Origin of the sequence: Corynebacterium sp. HMSC058E07 (genome assembly GCF_001809885.1) — a bacterium.
Classification (GTDB): domain Bacteria; phylum Actinomycetota; class Actinomycetes; order Mycobacteriales; family Mycobacteriaceae; genus Corynebacterium; species Corynebacterium macclintockiae.
On record NZ_KV799228.1, the window covers coordinates 1 to 17,613 of the forward strand.

15 protein-coding genes are annotated in these 17,613 nt (G+C 63.3%); 12 read left to right on the top strand and 3 right to left on the bottom strand.

Annotation, left to right across the window (positions count from 1 at the left end; translation table 11 throughout):
- Positions 1-66 precede the first annotated feature (66 nt).
- The gene (locus HMPREF2678_RS00020) at positions 67-753 is read right to left on the bottom strand and encodes a L,D-transpeptidase (RefSeq protein ID WP_034980885.1); all 687 of its coding nucleotides are present in this window, start codon (positions 751-753) and stop codon (positions 67-69) included.
- A gap of 193 nt (positions 754-946) precedes the next feature.
- Between HMPREF2678_RS00020 and HMPREF2678_RS00025 the strand changes: the two genes are divergently transcribed.
- On the top strand, positions 947-1,654 hold the full coding sequence (locus HMPREF2678_RS00025) for a response regulator transcription factor (protein ID WP_034966402.1): 708 nt from the start codon (positions 947-949) through the stop codon (positions 1,652-1,654).
- Positions 1,655-1,730: 76 nt separating this feature from the next.
- Positions 1,731-3,344 carry a sensor histidine kinase gene (locus tag HMPREF2678_RS00030; RefSeq protein WP_371325824.1) on the top strand — a complete coding sequence of 538 codons (1,614 nt, stop codon included), beginning with the start codon at positions 1,731-1,733 and terminating at the stop codon, positions 3,342-3,344.
- Between the two features lie 37 nt (positions 3,345-3,381).
- On the opposite strand, the gene HMPREF2678_RS00035 is transcribed toward HMPREF2678_RS00030, so the two are convergent.
- Together HMPREF2678_RS00035 and HMPREF2678_RS00040 are read right to left on the bottom strand one after the other, a co-directional pair.
- Complete coding sequence (locus HMPREF2678_RS00035) at positions 3,382-4,476, bottom strand: esterase/lipase family protein (RefSeq protein WP_070550464.1); 1,095 nt, start codon at positions 4,474-4,476, stop codon at positions 3,382-3,384.
- 90 nt (positions 4,477-4,566) lie between these two features.
- Positions 4,567-5,004 carry an HIT family protein gene (locus tag HMPREF2678_RS00040; RefSeq protein WP_070550465.1) on the bottom strand — a complete coding sequence of 146 codons (438 nt, stop codon included), beginning with the start codon at positions 5,002-5,004 and terminating at the stop codon, positions 4,567-4,569.
- A 93-nt stretch (positions 5,005-5,097) separates the two neighbouring features.
- Between HMPREF2678_RS00040 and purD the strand changes: the two genes are divergently transcribed.
- From purD to purL, 10 genes are all read left to right on the top strand, one after another.
- Positions 5,098-6,354, top strand: coding sequence for a phosphoribosylamine--glycine ligase (purD, locus tag HMPREF2678_RS00045; RefSeq protein ID WP_070550466.1), 1,257 nt, complete (start codon positions 5,098-5,100; stop codon positions 6,352-6,354).
- A gap of 89 nt (positions 6,355-6,443) precedes the next feature.
- Positions 6,444-7,808 carry a TrkH family potassium uptake protein gene (locus tag HMPREF2678_RS00050; protein ID WP_051891475.1) on the top strand — a complete coding sequence of 455 codons (1,365 nt, stop codon included), beginning with the start codon at positions 6,444-6,446 and terminating at the stop codon, positions 7,806-7,808.
- Entirely contained in the window at positions 7,801-8,460 is a 660-nt protein-coding gene (locus HMPREF2678_RS00055) for a potassium channel family protein (RefSeq protein ID WP_035001798.1), read from the top strand. The genes HMPREF2678_RS00050 and HMPREF2678_RS00055 overlap by 8 nt, the downstream gene beginning before the upstream one ends.
- 29 nt (positions 8,461-8,489) lie before the next feature.
- On the top strand, positions 8,490-9,920 hold the full coding sequence (gene purB / locus HMPREF2678_RS00060) for an adenylosuccinate lyase (RefSeq protein ID WP_034966388.1): 1,431 nt from the start codon (positions 8,490-8,492) through the stop codon (positions 9,918-9,920).
- A gap of 141 nt (positions 9,921-10,061) precedes the next feature.
- Positions 10,062-10,955, top strand: a complete 894-nt coding sequence (locus HMPREF2678_RS00065; protein ID WP_070550467.1) for a phosphoribosylaminoimidazolesuccinocarboxamide synthase — start codon at positions 10,062-10,064, stop codon at positions 10,953-10,955.
- 34 nt (positions 10,956-10,989) lie between these two features.
- A complete protein-coding gene (locus tag HMPREF2678_RS00070) occupies positions 10,990-13,194 on the top strand; it encodes a S9 family peptidase (protein WP_070550468.1) in 2,205 nt (734 codons plus the stop codon).
- 121 nt (positions 13,195-13,315) lie between these two features.
- Positions 13,316-14,050 carry a DUF2334 domain-containing protein gene (locus HMPREF2678_RS00075; RefSeq protein WP_034966376.1) on the top strand — a complete coding sequence of 245 codons (735 nt, stop codon included), beginning with the start codon at positions 13,316-13,318 and terminating at the stop codon, positions 14,048-14,050.
- Positions 14,051-14,131: 81 nt separating this feature from the next.
- Positions 14,132-14,407: a phosphoribosylformylglycinamidine synthase subunit PurS gene (gene purS, locus HMPREF2678_RS00080; RefSeq protein ID WP_005296664.1), complete on the top strand. Its 276-nt coding sequence runs from the start codon at positions 14,132-14,134 to the stop codon at positions 14,405-14,407.
- Positions 14,408-15,079 (top strand): phosphoribosylformylglycinamidine synthase subunit PurQ, encoded by a 672-nt coding sequence (purQ, locus tag HMPREF2678_RS00085; protein ID WP_005296661.1) that lies wholly within the window; start codon positions 14,408-14,410, stop codon positions 15,077-15,079.
- 32 nt (positions 15,080-15,111) lie between these two features.
- The gene (purL, locus tag HMPREF2678_RS00090; protein WP_070550469.1) at positions 15,112-17,559 is read left to right on the top strand and encodes a phosphoribosylformylglycinamidine synthase subunit PurL; all 2,448 of its coding nucleotides are present in this window, start codon (positions 15,112-15,114) and stop codon (positions 17,557-17,559) included.
- Positions 17,560-17,613 lie beyond the last annotated feature (54 nt).

A 17,613-nucleotide genomic window follows, 5' to 3' on the forward strand; every position in this document is an offset into this window, starting at 1 on the left:
CTCCGTGTCCAAAATGTCGCTAGACATCACAAGTGAGACCCAGAAAGTGAACCTAGAAAGTGAACACTAGTAGATGTAGATCCGGTCGCCGACGTTCAGCGCGTTGAAGAAGTTCTGAGCGTGCGGGGCTGCCAGGTGGATGCAGCCGTGGGACATCACGTAGGGGGAACCCTGGTGGAAGGCGTGACCGTTGTTGGTGAAGTACACGGAGTACGGCATCGGAGCGTTGCCGTAGGTACGGGAGACCTCGTTCTTCACCTTGCGGGTGATGACGTGCCAGCCCTTCGGGGTCTCGTAGCCACGCTTACCGGTGGAGACCTTCACCGGGCCGTAGCTGGTCTTGCCGCCGCGCTGCAGCCAAGCGGTCTGGTCGCGCAGGCTCACGCAACCGCGGGCGTTAGCTGGGCAGGGGTTGTTGCGAGGAGCCGGTGCGGGGCGCTTCTTCGGCGGAGCTGGACGGGGAGCGGGCTTGTTTGCGCGCTCGCGGGCTGCCAGAGCGCCGGGAGCCAGGAAGTTGGTAGCGTCATCCGCTGCGCGGTTGATGGAGCCACGGATGGGCTCAGGCAGGCCGCGGGTTCCGTTGTGAATGTTGTCGTGTGCGCCCAGTACGACCCTGTTGATGTCCTGCTGGGAGGAGCCGAGCGGGGCAGCGGAGGCAGCGCCGGTGCCCAGGGAAGCGGCCATCATGGTTGCAGCGCCGAGCGCGACGAAGCGACGGCGAAGAGAGCGAGAGTGAGAATTAGAGTTCGTCATACGCACAGCTTAATGGGTGTAAAGCAAAAATGGTGCACTGAGTCACGATTTAATTCGCATGTCGCATTGCACACTGACACGTTGGATTCCTGTTGAGGGCTTGTTGCGGTAGCGGCAATCCTCGAGGGGGTTCACAGCTAACACCCAGCTATCATGCAGATAGACGCCAACACTATGCAGCACAATGAGGTGCATGACCATGCCAAATGCCCAACCGGTGAAGGTACTCGTTGTTGATGACGAGGCCAATATCTCAGACCTCCTTAAAGTCAGCCTGAAGTTCCAAGGTTTCGACGTTGAAACGGCAGACAACGGCCAGGACGCGCTGGCTCTGGCAGATACCTACAAGCCGGATGCTTTCATCCTGGACGTCATGATGCCCAGCATGGACGGCTTCACCCTGCTAAATAAGCTCCGCGCCGCTGGGCACGAGGCGCCAGTTCTCTTCCTGACCGCCAAGGACGGCGTGGAGGATCGCATTCACGGACTGACCATCGGTGCCGATGATTATGTGACGAAGCCCTTTAGCCTGGAGGAAGTTATTACCCGCCTGCGGGTAATCCTGCGCCGCGTTACCCCGGAAGAAGAGCAGGAATCCAGCCTGATTACCTATGAAGACATCACCCTCGACGACGACATGCACGAAGTCACCAAAGCCGGTGAAGTTGTCGAACTATCGCCCACTGAGTTCAAGCTGCTCCGCTATTTGCTGGTCAACGCAGAGGTCGTGTTGAGCAAGTCCAAGATTCTGGACCACGTGTGGAACTACGACTTCGGTGGCGACGGCAACGTCGTTGAATCCTACGTCTCCTACCTGCGCCGCAAGATCGACAAGGAAGAGCCTCATCTAATCCAGACCGTTCGCGGTGTGGGGTATGTACTGCGCAAGCCCCGCGTTTAACCTCGCGTGAGCCGCATTTCCGTCTATGTTTCCTTCCACCTCGTTACCGTCGTCGCCTAATCAGAGCCCGCAGTCTGTGTCAGCACAGCGCGAGCTCGAACAGCTCGAACAGCCCGAACCGCCGGTGAAATCGAATGATGCCCACGGATCCGCAGTCGCCGTCACAACGAGCCATCCGGGGCACTTTCTTTCCCACTATCCGCTGCGGGTTTCCCTGGTCGTGGTCATTGCGGTGCTGGTGGCCATGGGATTATCCGTATCTGGCGTATCCGTCACCACCACTCTGCAGCGCTTCCTGATCCAGCGCGTGGACGAACAACTGGATGAGGCAACCAATGGCTGGGCCCACCGCTCGGGCTTGGTCGATGGCACTCAGAACGATGGCGATGATTCCGGTTCCGAAGGTTTGAGTGGTTCTTCCGACACTCTTGGGCTAAGCGGCCTAGAAGTGCTAGGTAAGCAGCAGCCACCGAACCCTGTCACCGGTGTCACGCGCCCACCAAGCGACTTCTATGTTCTGGTGGTCGACGAGCAGATCTCCTACGAGTACTTCAACTCGCCCATGACTGCCCGCCCGGAGATCCGCGGCTTGGGCAAGCCGACCTTGCCCGTCACCGTCGGCTCTCGGGAAGGCTCGGGTGCGAACATTAGCTGGCGGGCCACCAGCTTCCGCAATGACGACGGCACGATCACCATCGTTGCGTTGCCTTTGGAGGAAGAAGAGCACATCATTTCGCGCCTTGTCCTCCTCCAAGTCATTATTGGCCTGACGGTCGTCGGGCTCGTCATTCTGGCATCGATGTATCTGGTTCGTCGTGCGTTGCGTCCGTTGAATGAGGTGGAGCTGACGGCGTCCAAAATTTCGAACGGCGACCTCGGGCAGCGCGTGCCGAACTGGCGGCCCAACACCGAGGTCGGTCGACTGTCGTTGGCGCTCAACAAGATGCTGGCGCAGATCCAATCGGCCTTCGTCGCTATCGGTGCCTCGGAGAGGCAAGCGCGCAGGTCGGAAGCGTCAATGCGCCGCTTCATCGGGGATGCCTCGCACGAGCTGCGCACGCCGTTGACCTCTGTGCGCGGCTATGCGGAGCTGTACCAATCGGGTGCTACTGATGATGCCCCCATGGTCATCGACCGCATTTCTGAAGAGGCCGGTCGCATGAGTCTGCTGGTCGAGGACCTCCTAGCCCTGGTCCGCATGGACGAGGGGCGCCCGCTGGCGAAGAAGCGTGTCGACATGCTGGAGCTGGTGCTGGAATCGGCAGAGTCGGCGCGCGCCGGGTTCCCGAATCGCACGGTGCAGGTCGTGAACGAAACCGGTGAGGTGCCGATCGTCGTGGGTGACGTGAACCGCCTGCACCAGGTCTTTAGCAATCTGCTGACCAATGCTCTGCGACACGCCGGCGATGACGCTGAGGTGACCCTGCGCCTAGACAAGACCGACGACCGAGTGATCGTGGACGTGGAGGACAACGGCCAAGGGATCCCGGCCAAGGACCTGCCGCACCTGTTTGAGAGGTTCTACCGCCCGGATGTCTCGCGTTCGCGCATGTCCGGCGGCTCCGGGCTGGGGCTATCGATTGTGAAGGGGCTGGTGGAAGCCCACGGGGGTTCCATCACAGTGCACAGCGTGGAAGGGGAGGGGACGCGTTTCCGGATCGAACTGCCGGAGGCATCCGAAACGGAATAGCTCGGAACCTGCGTGGTGAGACCCTCACGCTGACGTGCTAGACCTCTGTATCGTGCTCTTCCAGCCCATCCAACAGCGCTAGGTGGACTATGTCCTGGACGTCGGGGTTCGTCGGCAACTCCTCGTGCTTGCACTTGGATACGCCAAGGTCCTGTAGGAAGTAATTGGTGACGATCGCCTCGCCCGAGTCGCCGTCCGAAGTGCTGTCGGCAAGGCGTTCCCCCTCGTCGTCGCCGGGAATCAACGGCTTGCGGTCACCGAGGAAAGCGTTTTCATGGGGCACCACCGTCGCATCATTGCGGGTTGCGTAGCAGGTGTAGCGGATGTGGTTACGGGTTTCGGGGGAGGCTGCCAGGGTTTCCAGAAGTGGCGAGCCGATCACCTGCTGCATACCGGCCGCGCCGAACACTCGGCGGATCGTGGCGGCAGCCACCCGCTGGCTCATATCCGTGGTGAGCATGCTGCCGAGCATGCCCAGCAGCGTGGTGCCCTGGTGCGGGGTTCCCAGGGTGATGAGGTGATGGACGTAATCCTCGCCGCCGAGTTCATTGATCCAATAGCGCGCCAGCAACCCGCCCTGGGAGTGACCGACGATGTCCACGGCCTCCGCGCCAGTCGCGGCCAGCACTTGCTCGATATAAGCGCCGATATCCTGGGCCGAAGTCGGGATGTCCTGCGTGCCGTGTACGCCGTAGTCGGGGCTGAATACTACGAAATCGTCCTCGCGCAGACGCAGCACCAGGTTCTGCCATACGTTCTTTGAGCTGATCGTGCCGTGGATCAGGATCACCGGATACGGCCGATCGATAGTGGGGCGTGCCTGCCACAGGTCGTCGGCGTAGCCGGGGGAGACCTGGCGGGCGCCGAGAGGCGGATCGGGGATTGCCCCGCGTAGCTGCGGCATTTGGGGGCGGCTGACACGCGACGGTATATCCCACAGGAAGCGACCGGTGCTGGAGATTCCGCTGGCCATCCCGCTGCCCAAGCGGCTAAGCCAACCACGGGAGTCGGACGCGCCACCGATGACGTCGCCCGCGTTGGCGGGGTCGTACAGTTCTTCTGCTAGTTCTTCTTCCAAAGCCGCGCTCGCCGGAGGGTCGACCTCCGCGAGCTCGTCCAGCTCAAGTTCCATCGGATCTAATTTGTCGTTGTCCACTGTTCAGAAACGTCCACTGATCTGAGATCGGATAGGTGCTTGCAGGTGGTGACCCGAGAGGGGCTTTTAGGCCTTGGGAACCTTCGCCTCATCGACCCCCTGCTCCAGAAGCGCCGCACGGATCTTTGCGGCGGAATCGTCCATCTTTTCTGGGTCGGTCTCGTCCATACGCATTACGTTCTGCAGGCTGAAGCCGGACATATCGGATGCGGGGAATACATGGATGTGAGCGTGCGGCACCTCGAATCCAGCGATCAGGTAGCCGGCGCGTGGGGCGTCAAAAGTATCGACGATTGCCTTGCCGACCAGTTGGGCGACCTCGTTGCAGTGAGCCCACGTCGCCGGATCCATGTCCGTCCAACGGTCGACTTCCTCGATGGGAACGACCAGCGTGTGGCCGTATGCAGCAGGTTCGATGGTCAGAAACGCCACTACCTTTTCGTCGCGGTAGACGAAGCGCCCCGGGATCTCGCCGTTGATGATTTTCGTGAATACCGTAGCCATGGTGCCGATGTTAGCGCGTTAAACGTTTCTGTTGTGGGGGCTTGGGATGCAGGCTGCCGGTGGCAGTCTGTGGCTTCGCTAGACTGGGGAACCATGCGCATTCTTGTTATCGGCAGCGGTGCTCGCGAGCACGCATTGGCCTATTCCCTGTCCCAGGATCCGACCGTCGAGCAGGTTCACGTCAGCCCGGGCAACGCCGGCATGGCGGCCGTGGCTACCCTCCACCCGGATGGTGATCCGGTGGCACTGGCCCAGGAGGTCCAGGCGGACCTGGTTGTGATCGGCCCGGAGATTCCCCTGGTCGCGGGCGTTGCCGATGAGCTGCGCGCCGCTGGCTTCGCCGTGTTCGGTCCGTCTGCAGCAGCGGCCCAGATTGAGGGCTCGAAGGCCTTCGCCAAGGACATCATGGCCAAAGCGCAGGTCCGTACCGCAGAGGCCGTCGCTGTTCCTGTCGGGTCTAGCGATTCTTTTATTGACGCCACCCTCGACAAATTCGGTCCCACCTACGTTGTCAAAGACGATGGTCTGGCTGGCGGCAAGGGCGTGGTGGTCACGGCCGACCGTGCGGAAGCTCTGGAGCACATCCACGCCGTGCACGCCGGCGGCAACCCAGTGCTGCTGGAAAGCTTCCTAGACGGCCCCGAGGTTTCCCTTTTCTGCCTAGTGGATGGGGAGACGGTGGTTCCGCTGCTGCCCGCGCAGGATCACAAGCGAGTGGGCGACAACGACGAAGGGCCGAACACCGGCGGCATGGGCGCATACACCCCGCTGCCCTGGCTGCCAGAAGACGGAGTGCAGCGAATCGTCGAGGACGTTGTGAAGCCGGTGGCTCAGCAGATGGTAGCCGAGGGCGTGCCTTTCAATGGCCTGCTGTACGCGGGCCTGGCATGGGGTAGCGAGGGCCCGGCAGTGGTGGAGTTCAACTGCCGCTTCGGCGACCCGGAGACCCAGGCCGTGCTGCGCCTGCTGAAGACCCCGCTGGGTGGGGTGCTGAACGCCGTGGCTACCGGCACCCTGGATCAGCTGCCGCCGCTGGAATGGGAGGACGGCTATGCGCTGACCGTCGTCCTGGCTGCCGAGAACTACCCGGCCAGCCCTGTCACCGGCCAGCCGATCACCGGTGCGGAGCCAGGCAGTGAGGCTCGCGGCATCCTGGCCGCGGGTGTGGCGGACAAGGACGGCCAGCTGGTCAGCGCCGGTGGGCGCGTACTGAACGTCATCGGCTCCGGGGCCACGCTGGCGGAGGCTCGTGAGCAGGCCTATGCGACCCTGCAGGAAATCGAGCTGGAGGGCTCGCACTACCGCTCCGACATTGCCCTCCCCGCAGTTGAGGGGCGCATCTCCATTTAGCTTCCAGCACAGCAGTGTGAGCCAAAACTCGGGTGTCAAGTTTGCGTAAGGGTTTCGCTTAGGGCGCGATAGGTTTAATGTAACGTCTTGTGATTGCACATCCAGGCGAACATCGCCGGAGCGGCAGGCAAGGTTTCAGCCCTGCGCAGCTGGTTTCCGTGAGCTTCCTGCTGCTCATTCTCGCAGGTACAGCGCTTCTGCTGTTGCCGTTTTCTCGCAGCGGGCCGGAGAGCCCGGAGTTTACTACCGCCCTTTTCACCGCTACCTCGGCCACGTGCCTGACCGGCCTTACTGTCGTGGATACCGCGACCTACTGGTCTCATTTCGGGCAGGTCGTCATCATGCTGCTGATTCAGGTCGGAGGCCTTGGCATCATGACGCTCGCCACGGTGGTGAGCTTTGTTCTTGCTGGACAGATGGGCGTCAAAGGGCGCCTGCGAGCTGCCGCGGAACAACGCGGAAGGGACCTGGGAGAGATCCGCACCATCATCTTCGGCACCATCGGCTTCTCTCTGGCGATCGAGCTGGTCATCGCGATCGTTCTGACCTTCCGCTTCGCTGCGGAATACGGCTACGGTTTCCTGCCCGCCGTGTGGGAGGGGGTCTTCCACTCCATTTCGGCGTTCAACAACGCGGGCTTCGGCCTGCGCTCCAACAACCTGGTGCCCTACGTCAACGATGCGGGCATCATCCTGCCGATCGCATTCGGCATTATCGTCGGCGGCCTGGGCTTCCCCGTGCTGCTGGAACTGCGGGCTAGGTGGCGATCGAAGGTGAAGCACCCACCGTCGCTGACGTTGATCTTTACCCTCGTTGGCACCGCGATCTTGCTGGTGGTGGGCACTATCGGCTTCGCCCTGATGGAGTGGACCAACGCGCTGCGGGACCTATCGCCATGGTCGGCTGTCCAGGCGGCGTTCTTCCACTCCGTGTCCTCGCGCACCGCGGGGTTCAACTCGGTGGATCTTTCGGACCTGCGGCCGTCGTCCCTGATGCTGACGGACTTCCTGATGTTCATCGGCGGTGGCTCGGGCGGTACCGCAGGTGGCGTGAAGGTCACCACTGCCGCAGTGCTCGTTGCCGTTTTGATCGCGGAGGTGCGTGGCGATGAACAGCTGCTGGTCGCGGGCAGGCGCATCCCGGGGCGCATTGTGCGCCAGGCGATGGCCGTGTTCATGATGGCTTTCCTCATCGTCGGCGGTTCTATCATGGCACTGCAGCTGTTGCTGCCGCAGTTCCACTCCCACCAGATCACCTTCGAAACCATCTCCGCGTTCGCCACCGTCGGCCTGACCACCGGCATCACCCCGGAGCTGCCCGATTTCGCCCGCATATGGCTGGTGGTGCTGATGTACCTCGGCCGTATTGGCCCCATCACCGTGGTGGCGGCGCTGGCCGCCCGTACTAATCGACGCCTCTATTCCTTCCCAGTAGAAAGGCCGTTCATTGGCTAAGTTCTTTTCCCACCCCACCAATCCTCCCGTCGTCATCATCGGCCTGGGCCGTTTCGGCATGGCGCTAGGCGAAGAGCTTGTGCAGTCCGGAGTGGAAGTTCTGGGCATCGACGTGGATGAAGCAGTGGTGGCCAAGGCCGCCCCGCTGCTGACCCACGCAGTGATCGCGGAAACCACGGACCAGGACGTGCTGCGCCAGCTTGGTGTACAGGATGCACACCGTGTTGTGATCGGTATCGGTTCCGACATGGGGGCGTCACTACTTACTGCCTCAGCCGTGATGGATCTCGGGGTGCCCAACGTCTGGGCAAAGGCCGACAACCAGCAGCACGCTAAGATCCTCACGCAGATCGGCGTGCACCACGTGGTGCGACCAGAGCGCGATACGGGACGGCGCGTAGCGCACCTTATTGCAGGTCACGTGCAGGAATACATTGAGTTCGACCGCGACTTCGCCATGGCGAAGCTGGCGCCTCCGCTGCACATGCACGGGCGGAAGGTGGAGGAAACCCCGCGGGGGATCGCGATCGTAGCGGTGCGCTCCGCGGAGGGGCACTTCTCCACACCACCAGCGGGGTACGTGATCCGCTCTGGCGACCTGGTGATTGCAGCGGGGCGGATCAAGGACTTGGATAAGTTCGCAGATTCCTAAAAGCCAGCGCTGCGCATAAACTCGGGGGCGTGCCTGCTAAGAAAAATATTTCCAACGTCCTTGCCAACCGCTACGCCTCCCCGGAGATGACCGCCATTTGGTCGCCGGAGGACAAGATCATTATGGAGCGCAAGCTCTGGATCTCTGTGATGAAGGCCCAGGCCGCCCTCGGGGTGGATGTGCCCGCCGAGGCCATCGAGGCCTACGAAAAGGTCATCGAGAACGTCAATCTGGATTCCATCGCCGAGCGCGAAAAGGTCACGCGCCACGACGTGAAGGCCCGCATCGAGGAATTCAATGCGCTGGCCGGTCAGGAGCACATCCACAAGGGCATGACCTCCCGCGACCTGACGGAGAACGTGGAGCAGCTGCAGATCTTTAGCTCCCTGCAGCTGGCTCGCGATAAGGCCGTTGCCGTGCTGGCGCGCATCGGTCGCCGTGCGGCGGAGAACCAGTCGCTAGTGATGGCCGGGCGTTCCCACAACGTTGCCGCCCAGGCCACGACGTTGGGCAAGCGCTTTGCCTCCGCCGCCGACGAGCTGCTGGTGGGCCTGGAGCGCATCGAGGATCTGCTGGGCCGCTACCCACTGCGCGGCATCAAGGGGCCGATGGGCACCAGCCAGGACATGCTGGATCTGGTCGGCGGCGACGAGTCCAAGCTGGCGGAGCTGGAGAACACGATCGCGGAGAACCTGGGCTTCTCCCGCGTTTTCGACTCCGTCGGCCAGGTCTACCCGCGCAGCCTGGATATGGATGCGCTGAGTGCCCTGGTGCAGGTGGGTGCCGCGTTGTCTTCGCTGTCGATGACGATCCGCCTCATGGCGGGCAACGAGACCGTGACCGAGGGCTTCAAGGAAGGCCAGGTCGGTTCCTCCGCCATGCCGCACAAGATGAACGCCCGCTCCTGCGAGCGCGTCGGCGGCATGCAGATCCTGCTGCGCGGCTACCTGACCATGGCCGCGGATCTGGCGGGTGCGCAGTGGAACGAGGGCGACGTGTTCTGCTCTGTGGTTCGCCGTGTGGCTCTTCCGGACGCCTTCTTCACCTTCGACGGCATGTGTGAGACCTTCCTGACCGTCCTGGACGAGTTCGGGGTTTTCCCGGCGATGATCGACCGGGAGTTGGAGCGCTACTTGCCGTTCCTGGCCACCACCCGCATCCTGATGGCGGCCGTGCGCGCCGGGGTGGGGCGCGAGACCGCCCACGAGCTGATCAAGGAGCACGCCGTGGCGGTGGCGCTGAACATGCGCGAGAACGGTGGCGATCAGGATCTGGTTCAGCGTCTGGCCGGCGACGACCGCTTCCCGCTGGACGAGGCACAGCTGGAGGAGGCCTTGGCAGACCGTCACGCCTTCATCGGCGCGGCCGAGTCCCAGGTTTCCCGGGTACTGGAGCGCATCGAGGGCGTCACCAGCCGTCACGCGGAGGCCGCTGCCTACGCGCCGGGCGAGATTCTGTAGTGCCCCAGTGATTCTGTAGTACCCCAGCACCGCGGTCGTGAGGTGGGTCACGACCGCGGTTTAGCAGCGCAAACACAATAATCTCGCAGGGCTTTCGTCATGAATAGTCAAAAGCCGGGGACAGGGCTACACTAGCTACTCATGCGTCCAGAACTGTGCGAGTACGAGCATCATTCCGCAGGAAAAGTGCGGGAGATCTACGAGGTCGACGAAGACAACCTGTTGATGGTTGTCAGTGACCGGATTAGTGCTTATGACTACGTCCTTGATACGGAGATCCCAGACAAGGGTCGAGTGCTCACTGCCGTGAGCGCCTTTTTCTTTGACGAGATCGACTTTCCCAACCACCTGGCCGGTGCGCTGGACGATGAACGGATCCCCGAGTACGTCCTCGGCCGCGCCATGCTGTGCAAGAAGCTGGACATGATCCCCTTCGAGTGCGTGGCCCGTGGCTACTTGACGGGCTCCGGCTTGAAGGAATACGAGGAGACCGGCAGTGTGTGCGGCGTGGAACTACCCGAGGGGCTGGTCGAGGCTTCCCGCCTGCCAGAGCCGATCTTCACCCCGGCGACCAAGGCTGAGTTGGGCGATCACGACGAGAATGTGAGCTTCGACGTGGTTATCGAGGAACTGGGGGAGGAACTCGCCAACAAGCTGCGGGATGCCACCCTGGCCATCTATAAGAAGGCCGCTGCCATTGCCGAGGAGAAGGGCCTGATCCTGGCCGATACCAAGTTCGAGTTCGGCCTGGATGCAGACGGCACCCTAGTGCTGGCCGACGAGGTGCTGACCCCGGATTCCTCCCGCTATTGGCCCGCCGAGGGGTACGAGGAGGGCAAGGTGCAGCCCAGCTTCGATAAGCAGTACGTGCGCAACTGGCTGACCGGCCCGAAGTCCGGCTGGGACAAGTCGGAGGGCACGCCCCCGCCGCCGTTGCCGGGTTCCGTCGTGGAGGCCACCCGCTCGCGCTACATCGAGGCCTACGAGAAGCTGTCGGGCAAGCGCTTCTCTGACTGGATCGGCCAGTGCGTCTAGGGGCTGTCTGCCCCAAGCATTAGGTCTTAGTAGCATGGCGCGTATGCCTAATAACGACGCGCCCCAGACAGCCACCAACCCGATTGCGGCTCCGCCGACTGCGAAGAAGGTGCCGCACACCCGCACCTTCCACGGTCGCGAGTTCGTGGATAACTACGAGTGGCTGCGCGACAAAGACAACTCCGAGGTGCGCCAGCACCTAGAGGCGGAAAACGCCTGGACCCTTCAGCAGACGGAGCACCTCAAGCCCCTGCAGGAACGCCTCTTCGAGGAAGTTAAGGCACGCGTGCAGGAAACGGACATGTCCCTGCCCGTCCGCTCCGAGGGCTGGTGGTACTTCTCCCGCACCGAGGAGGGCAAGAGCTACGGCACGATGTGCCGCCTGCCCATCGCCGACGAGGACGACTGGACCCCGCCGACCATCGAACCGGGCACCCCCGCACCGGGCGAGGAGACCTTCCTGGACTGCAACGCTTTAGCCGAAGGCAAGGAGTTTTTCAGCCTAGGCGCGGCCAGCGTGACCCAGGACGGCACGCGGCTGGCTTACTCGGTGGATGAAACCGGCTCGGAGCGCTTCACCCTGCGCATCCGCGACCTCACCACGGGGGAGGACTTGGAGGACGTGATCGAGGACGTCTTCTACGGCGCCACCTGGGTCGGCAGGGATACCGTGTACTACCAGCGCGTGGATGAAGCGTGGCGACCGCACGAGGTCTGGCGCCACACAGTAGGTGAGGGCGTCGATAAAGACGAGCTGGTGTACCGCGAAGACGACGAGCGCTTTTGGGCGGGAGTGGCGACGACCCGTTCGGAGCGTTACCTGTTGATCCACACGGGCTCGAAGGTAACCGGCGAGGTGTGGTACCTCGACCTGGAGGATCCGAATGCCGAACTGACCTGCGTAATCCCGCGTGAAGCCAATGTGGAGTACGGAGTGGATCACGCTGTTGTGGGCGGCCAGGACCTGTGGCTGGTGCTGCACAATAAGACAGGTCCGAACAGCGAGCTGGGTTACCACCCGACCGGCCAGATTGCCGCGTGGGACGATGTGCAGGCGCTGGTACCGCACCGCGACGACATGCGCCTGGAAGGTGTGGATGTTTTCAGCGACCACATTGTCCTCGAAGCTCGGGAGAATGCGCTGGAGACCAGTTACATCATGAAGCTTGGGGACGCCGACACGTCGGCCGGAACCGCTTCCACCCCGGCCTTCGGCGAGTTCGAGCGGATCGAGTTCCCCGGGGAGCTTTGCGGAGTCGGCGCCGTCGGCAACAGCGAGTGGGACAGCCCGGTTCTGCGGGTGGCCTACAGTGCCTTCACCACCCCGCCGCGGATCTATGACATCGACCTGGCGACGGGGGAGAAGATCCTGCGCAAGGAGCAGCAGGTGCTGCCCGACCCGGACGGCCGGGAGTTCGACCCTGCTTTGTACACCTCGCAGCGGCTATGGGTGACAGCCGAGGACGGGGCGCGGATTCCGGTTTCCCTGATTCACCGCACCGATGTGGACATCACGCAGGCAAACCCGGTGCTGCTGTACGGCTACGGTTCCTATGAAAACTGCATTGACCCGGGCTTTTCCCTGTTCCGTCTGTCCATGCTGGACCGTGGCGTGGTGTACGCCATCGCCCACGTCCGCGGCGGCGGCGAGATGGGCCGACTGTGGTACGACCACGGCAAGGGGCTGGAAAAACGCAACACGTTCACGGACTTCGTGGCAGTGGCCGACCACCTGCTGCGCGAAGGCATGACTACCCGCGAGCAGATGGTGGCCGAGGGCGGCTCCGCCGGTGGAATGCTAATGGGGGCGGTGGCTAACATGGCGGGCGATCGCTTCGCGGGCATTGAGGCCGTGGTTCCCTTCGTGGACCCGCTGACCAGCATGCTGATGCCGGAGCTACCGCTGACCGTGACCGAGTGGGACGAGTGGGGCGACCCCTTCCACGACCCGGAGGTCTACGACTACATGGCCAGCTACGCGCCCTATGAGAATGTCTCCGCCGACCTGAACTACCCGCCGATTCTGGCAGTGACCAGCCTGAACGACACGCGCGTGCTGTACGTGGAGCCTGCGAAGTGGGTGGCCAAGCTGCGCGAGGTCGGCACGGACAACACGCTGCTGCGCATCGACATGGAGGCCGGGCACGGCGGTGTATCCGGCCGCTACGCGAAGTGGCGCCAGGCGGCTTTTGAAACCGCGTGGGAGCTCGACAAGATGGGCGCCACTGAGCTGCTGTAACACGGCCGGGGCTCGCCGGGAGGGCCTTGCCGTAGCTTTCAACAAGTAGACAGCCAGAAGTCGGCCAAAAGTCGGCCGGGCGTTACCTGTCGTTCACCTGCGTGGGGCAGTGTACTCAGGTATGAGTCCCGCACAGTCCACCCCCGGCACGCAGCGCGCCCCCCGAATGCTGTTGACCATCACGGGGTTGCGCCAGGGCACGGTAACGGCGGCTGAGAAGATGCGCGATGCAGCCCGGGCGTTGGATATCCACGCGGGTCTGGTGCTTACGGTTCAGGGACCGGATTGGCGGTTGAAGGACGACCGGGCGACGTTGGAGCTGGTCCACGATTCCGCTGCCCGCGGGCACGAGCTCCTGCTCGGCGGGCTCGGGCCCCTGGGCGGAACGCACGGCAAGGGGGAGTTCCACCGGCTCGGCCGGCACGAGGCTACGCTGCGCCTCTCCGCAGCCACCCGCCAGCTAGACGCGCTGGGACTGGCACCGAAGGTGTTCGCGCCGACCCGCTGGTTGGCGTCGGAAGACGCTCTGGAGGCTGCCGCCAAGGTTGGCCTGGAGGTGGCGGCGGATGCCTATACCATCCGTGACCTCACTAATGACAACCGCCACCAGGTGCGCGTGCTCGCTTTTGGGGATGGGTTTGGTTCGGTGAAGTGGTGGCGTCGTAACGTACTTAACAGCGTGCGACGCGGCGCGGCGAAGGGCAAAGACATCCGCTTGTCGATCAGCGCAGCAAAGGCAGATAAGGACGACGTAGCGGGCGATATGCTGCGCATTCTCGAGCTGCTGCGGGACAGTGGCTACCAGCCAGCGAACTACTGCGACTACGTCGATCGCCAGCAGGTATCTGTGGCTTAAAAACCTGCCACTTCGCAGTGTTACCATGGGGCGGTAAATACCTTCCGAAAAATACCGCAAAGCTGGGAGAATATAGAAGCCATGGCTCGTGTAGTCGTCAACGTCATGCCCAAGAAGGAAATCCTCGACCCGCAGGGTCAGGCCGTTGTCCGTGCGCTGGGTCGCATCGGTATCAGTGGGGTAGAGGACGTGCGCCAGGGGAAGCGCTTTGAGCTGGAGGTCGGCGAGGGTGTCTCGCGCGAAGACCTGGAAAAGATCGCCTCCGACCTGCTGGCCAACACCGTGATCGAGGACTACGAGGTAGTCGTAGAGGGTGCAGAAGCCGTGGCAGGCGGCGCGGATGTGGAGGCAAAGTAAGTGACCAGCCGCATCGGAGTAATCACCTTCCCCGGCACCTTGGATGACGTCGATGCCGTGCGCGCCGTGCGCCTGGCGGGGGCGGAGCCGGTGGAGTTGTGGCACGCTGACGAAGATCTGAAGAACGTTGACGCTGTGGTTGTGCCCGGCGGTTTTTCCTACGGCGACTACCTGCGGGCCGGCGCCATCGCTTCCATCGCCCCGGCCATGAAGTCCGTAGTGGCTGCCGCGGAGCGGGGCACCCCCGTGCTGGGCATCTGCAATGGCTTCCAGATTCTGCAGGAAGCCGGCCTGCTGCCCGGCGCCCTGACTCGTAACGAGGGCCTGCACTTTGTGTGCCGCGATGTTTACCTAGAGGTCGAAAACACTTCCACCGCGTGGACCAACCAGTTCGCCGAGGGATCCAAGATCCTGGTGCCGTCTAAGCACGGCGAGGGGCGCTTCCAGGCCAGCGAGGAGACCCTGGAGCGCCTCGAAGGCGAAGGTCGCGTGGTGTTCCGCTACGCCGTGAACCACAACGGATCCCGCAACTCGATCGCCGGTGTGTGCAGCGAAAACGGCCGCGTAGTTGGCCTGATGCCACACCCAGAGCACGCAGTGGAAACGCTGACGGGCCCGTCCCTTGACGGACTGGGTCTGTTCCAGTCGGTCCTGTCCACGCTCGTTTCCTAAATTTTTCTTCTTACAAGGAGCACCCGATCCCCATGATTCACAACGACACGGTCGCCGACGCTAAGGCCAACCCGGATCTGGAGCAGCCGTACCACGAGCTGGGCCTGAAGGACGACGAGTACGCACGCATCAAGGAACTCTTGGGCCGTCGCCCAACCGATGCGGAGCTGGCGATGTATTCCGTGATGTGGTCCGAGCACTGTTCGTACAAGTCCTCGAAGACGCACCTGCGCTACTTCGGCGAGACCACGACGGACGAGATGAAGTCCAAGATGCTCGCCGGCATCGGCGAGAACGCCGGCGTGATCGACATCGGCGATGGCCACGCCGTGACCTTCAAGGTCGAATCCCACAACCACCCGTCCTACGTGGAGCCCTACCAAGGCGCAGCCACCGGCGTGGGCGGCATCGTCCGCGACATCATGGCAATGGGCGCGCGCCCGGTGGCCGTGATGGATCAGCTGCGCTTCGGCCCGGCCGACCTGCCGGATACTCAGCGCGTGCTGCCCGGCGTGGTCGCGGGTGTGGGTGGTTACGGCAACTCTCTGGGGCTGCCGAACATCGGCGGTGAGACTGTTTTTGACGCCACCTACGCGGGTAACCCGCTGGTCAATGCACTGTGCGTGGGCACTTTGAAGACCGAAGATCTGAAGTTGGCCTTCGCCTCTGGCAAGGGCAACCGAGTGATTCTTTTCGGCTCCCGCACGGGCCTGGATGGCATCGGTGGCGTATCCGTGCTGGCCTCCGACACCTTCGAGGAGGGTGCGGAGCGCAAGCTGCCCGCCGTGCAGGTGGGCGACCCCTTCGCGGAGAAGGTACTGATTGAGTGCTGCCTGGACCTGTACCGCGCTGGCGTGGTCGTCGGCATTCAGGATCTCGGTGGCGCTGGTCTTTCCTGCGCCACTGCAGAGCTGGCCTCCGCCGGTGACGGCGGCATGCACATCAACCTGGACAACGTTCACCTGCGCGCCGAGGGCATGACCGCCGCGGAGATCCTGTCTTCCGAGTCCCAGGAGCGCATGTGCGCCGTCGTGACCCCGGAGAACGTGGATGCGTTCATGGAGATCTGCCGCAAGTGGGACGTCCTGGCCTCCGACATCGGCTGCGTGACCGACGGCGAGCACCTGGTCATCGAGCACCGTGGCGAGATTGTGGTGGACGCGTCCGCGCACACCATGGCCGAGGAGGGCCCGGTATACGAGCGCCCCTACGAGCGCCCGGCCGAGCAGGATCAATTGAACGAAACCCGCGGTGTGGACTTGCCGGAGACCGCACAGGAAGTGCGTAGCCAGATCCTGGATCTGGCGGCCTCCCCGGCGCTGTGCTCCCGCGAGTTCATCACCGAGCAGTACGACCGCTACGTACGCGGCAACACTGTCTCCGCCAAGGATGCGGACGCAGGCGTGCTGCGCATCGACGAGGAGACCGGGCGCGGCATCGCCGTGTCTACTGACGCCTCCGGCCGTTACACCCGCCTGGACCCGCGCACCGGCGCACAGTTGGCGCTGGCCGAGGCATACCGCAATGTCTCCGTCACGGGTGCGACCCCCGTGGCGGTCTCCAACTGCCTGAACTTCGGCTCCCCGGAGGACCCGGGCGTGATGTGGCAGTTCCGTGAGGCTGTGCATGGCTTGGCCGATGGCTGTAAGGAAATGGGCATCCCGGTGACGGGCGGCAACGTTTCGTTCTACAACCAGACCGGCGATACCGCTATCCTGCCGACCCCGGTTATCGCAGTGCTGGGCACCATCGACGATTGTGCTCGCCGCATCCCGCAGCAGCTGCCGAAGCAGGCTGGTGCTGGCGCCGAGGCCGGCGGCGACAAGAGCCAGGAACAGTACCACCTGGTTCTGGTGGGCGCGGAGACCCGCGAGGAGCTCGGCGGTTCCATCTGGCAGCAGGTTGTTCACGACGAGCTGGCCGGCCTGCCCCCGCAGGTTGACCTGTCCGTGGAACAGCGCCTGGGCGCCTTCATCACTGACCAGCGCGACAAGATAGTCGCCGCCCACGACCTTTCCGAGGGCGGCTTGTCGCAGGCCGTTGTGGAGCTGGCAATCCAGTCCGGTCGGGGAATGGCTGTGAACCCGATGCTCAGCCAGCACGAATCTGCTGTCGCGCAGGGCCGCACGCTGGCACAGCAGGCGGCGGTTGGCCTGTTCTCCGAGACCGCGTCCCGCGTCCTGCTGGCCGTGCGCAGCGAGGACTACGGCGATCTGATGCGCGACCTGGCCGAGACCGGCCTGACCGGCGGGTGGATCGGCCTGACCGGTGTCAGTGACGCAGCTGGTCAGCCGATCATCCGTTTCGGCTCCGGCGTGTACCCGGTGCTGCCGTTCGGCGGGGAGATCGAGCTCGACCCGGCCAAGCAGCATGATGATGACTTCGACATCGTCATCTCGCTGGAAGAGGCCGAGACGGCGTGGAAGTCCACCCTGCCCGCGTTGTTTAGCCACGCGGCCGGCAACAATTCTGTGATCTAGGTAGCCGCGACAAGTAATCAAGGGGCCCACGACCAAATGGTCGCGGGCCCCTTG

What these genes read in the sequence shown, in the direction of transcription:
- HMPREF2678_RS00020 (WP_034980885.1), bottom strand. Translation starts at nt 753, where the DNA reads ATGACGAACTCTAATTCTCACTCTCGCTCTCTTCGCCGTCGCTTCGTC.
- HMPREF2678_RS00025 (WP_034966402.1), top strand. Translation starts at nt 947, where the DNA reads ATGACCATGCCAAATGCCCAACCGGTGAAGGTACTCGTTGTTGATGAC.
- HMPREF2678_RS00035 (WP_070550464.1), bottom strand. Translation starts at nt 4,476, where the DNA reads ATGGAACTTGAGCTGGACGAGCTCGCGGAGGTCGACCCTCCGGCGAGC.
- HMPREF2678_RS00040 (WP_070550465.1), bottom strand. Translation starts at nt 5,004, where the DNA reads ATGGCTACGGTATTCACGAAAATCATCAACGGCGAGATCCCGGGGCGC.
- purD (WP_070550466.1), top strand. Translation starts at nt 5,098, where the DNA reads ATGCGCATTCTTGTTATCGGCAGCGGTGCTCGCGAGCACGCATTGGCC.
- HMPREF2678_RS00065 (WP_070550467.1), top strand. Translation starts at nt 10,062, where the DNA reads ATGCGTCCAGAACTGTGCGAGTACGAGCATCATTCCGCAGGAAAAGTG.
- HMPREF2678_RS00070 (WP_070550468.1), top strand. Translation starts at nt 10,990, where the DNA reads ATGGCGCGTATGCCTAATAACGACGCGCCCCAGACAGCCACCAACCCG.
- HMPREF2678_RS00075 (WP_034966376.1), top strand. Translation starts at nt 13,316, where the DNA reads ATGAGTCCCGCACAGTCCACCCCCGGCACGCAGCGCGCCCCCCGAATG.
- purS (WP_005296664.1), top strand. Translation starts at nt 14,132, where the DNA reads ATGGCTCGTGTAGTCGTCAACGTCATGCCCAAGAAGGAAATCCTCGAC.
- purL (WP_070550469.1), top strand. Translation starts at nt 15,112, where the DNA reads ATGATTCACAACGACACGGTCGCCGACGCTAAGGCCAACCCGGATCTG.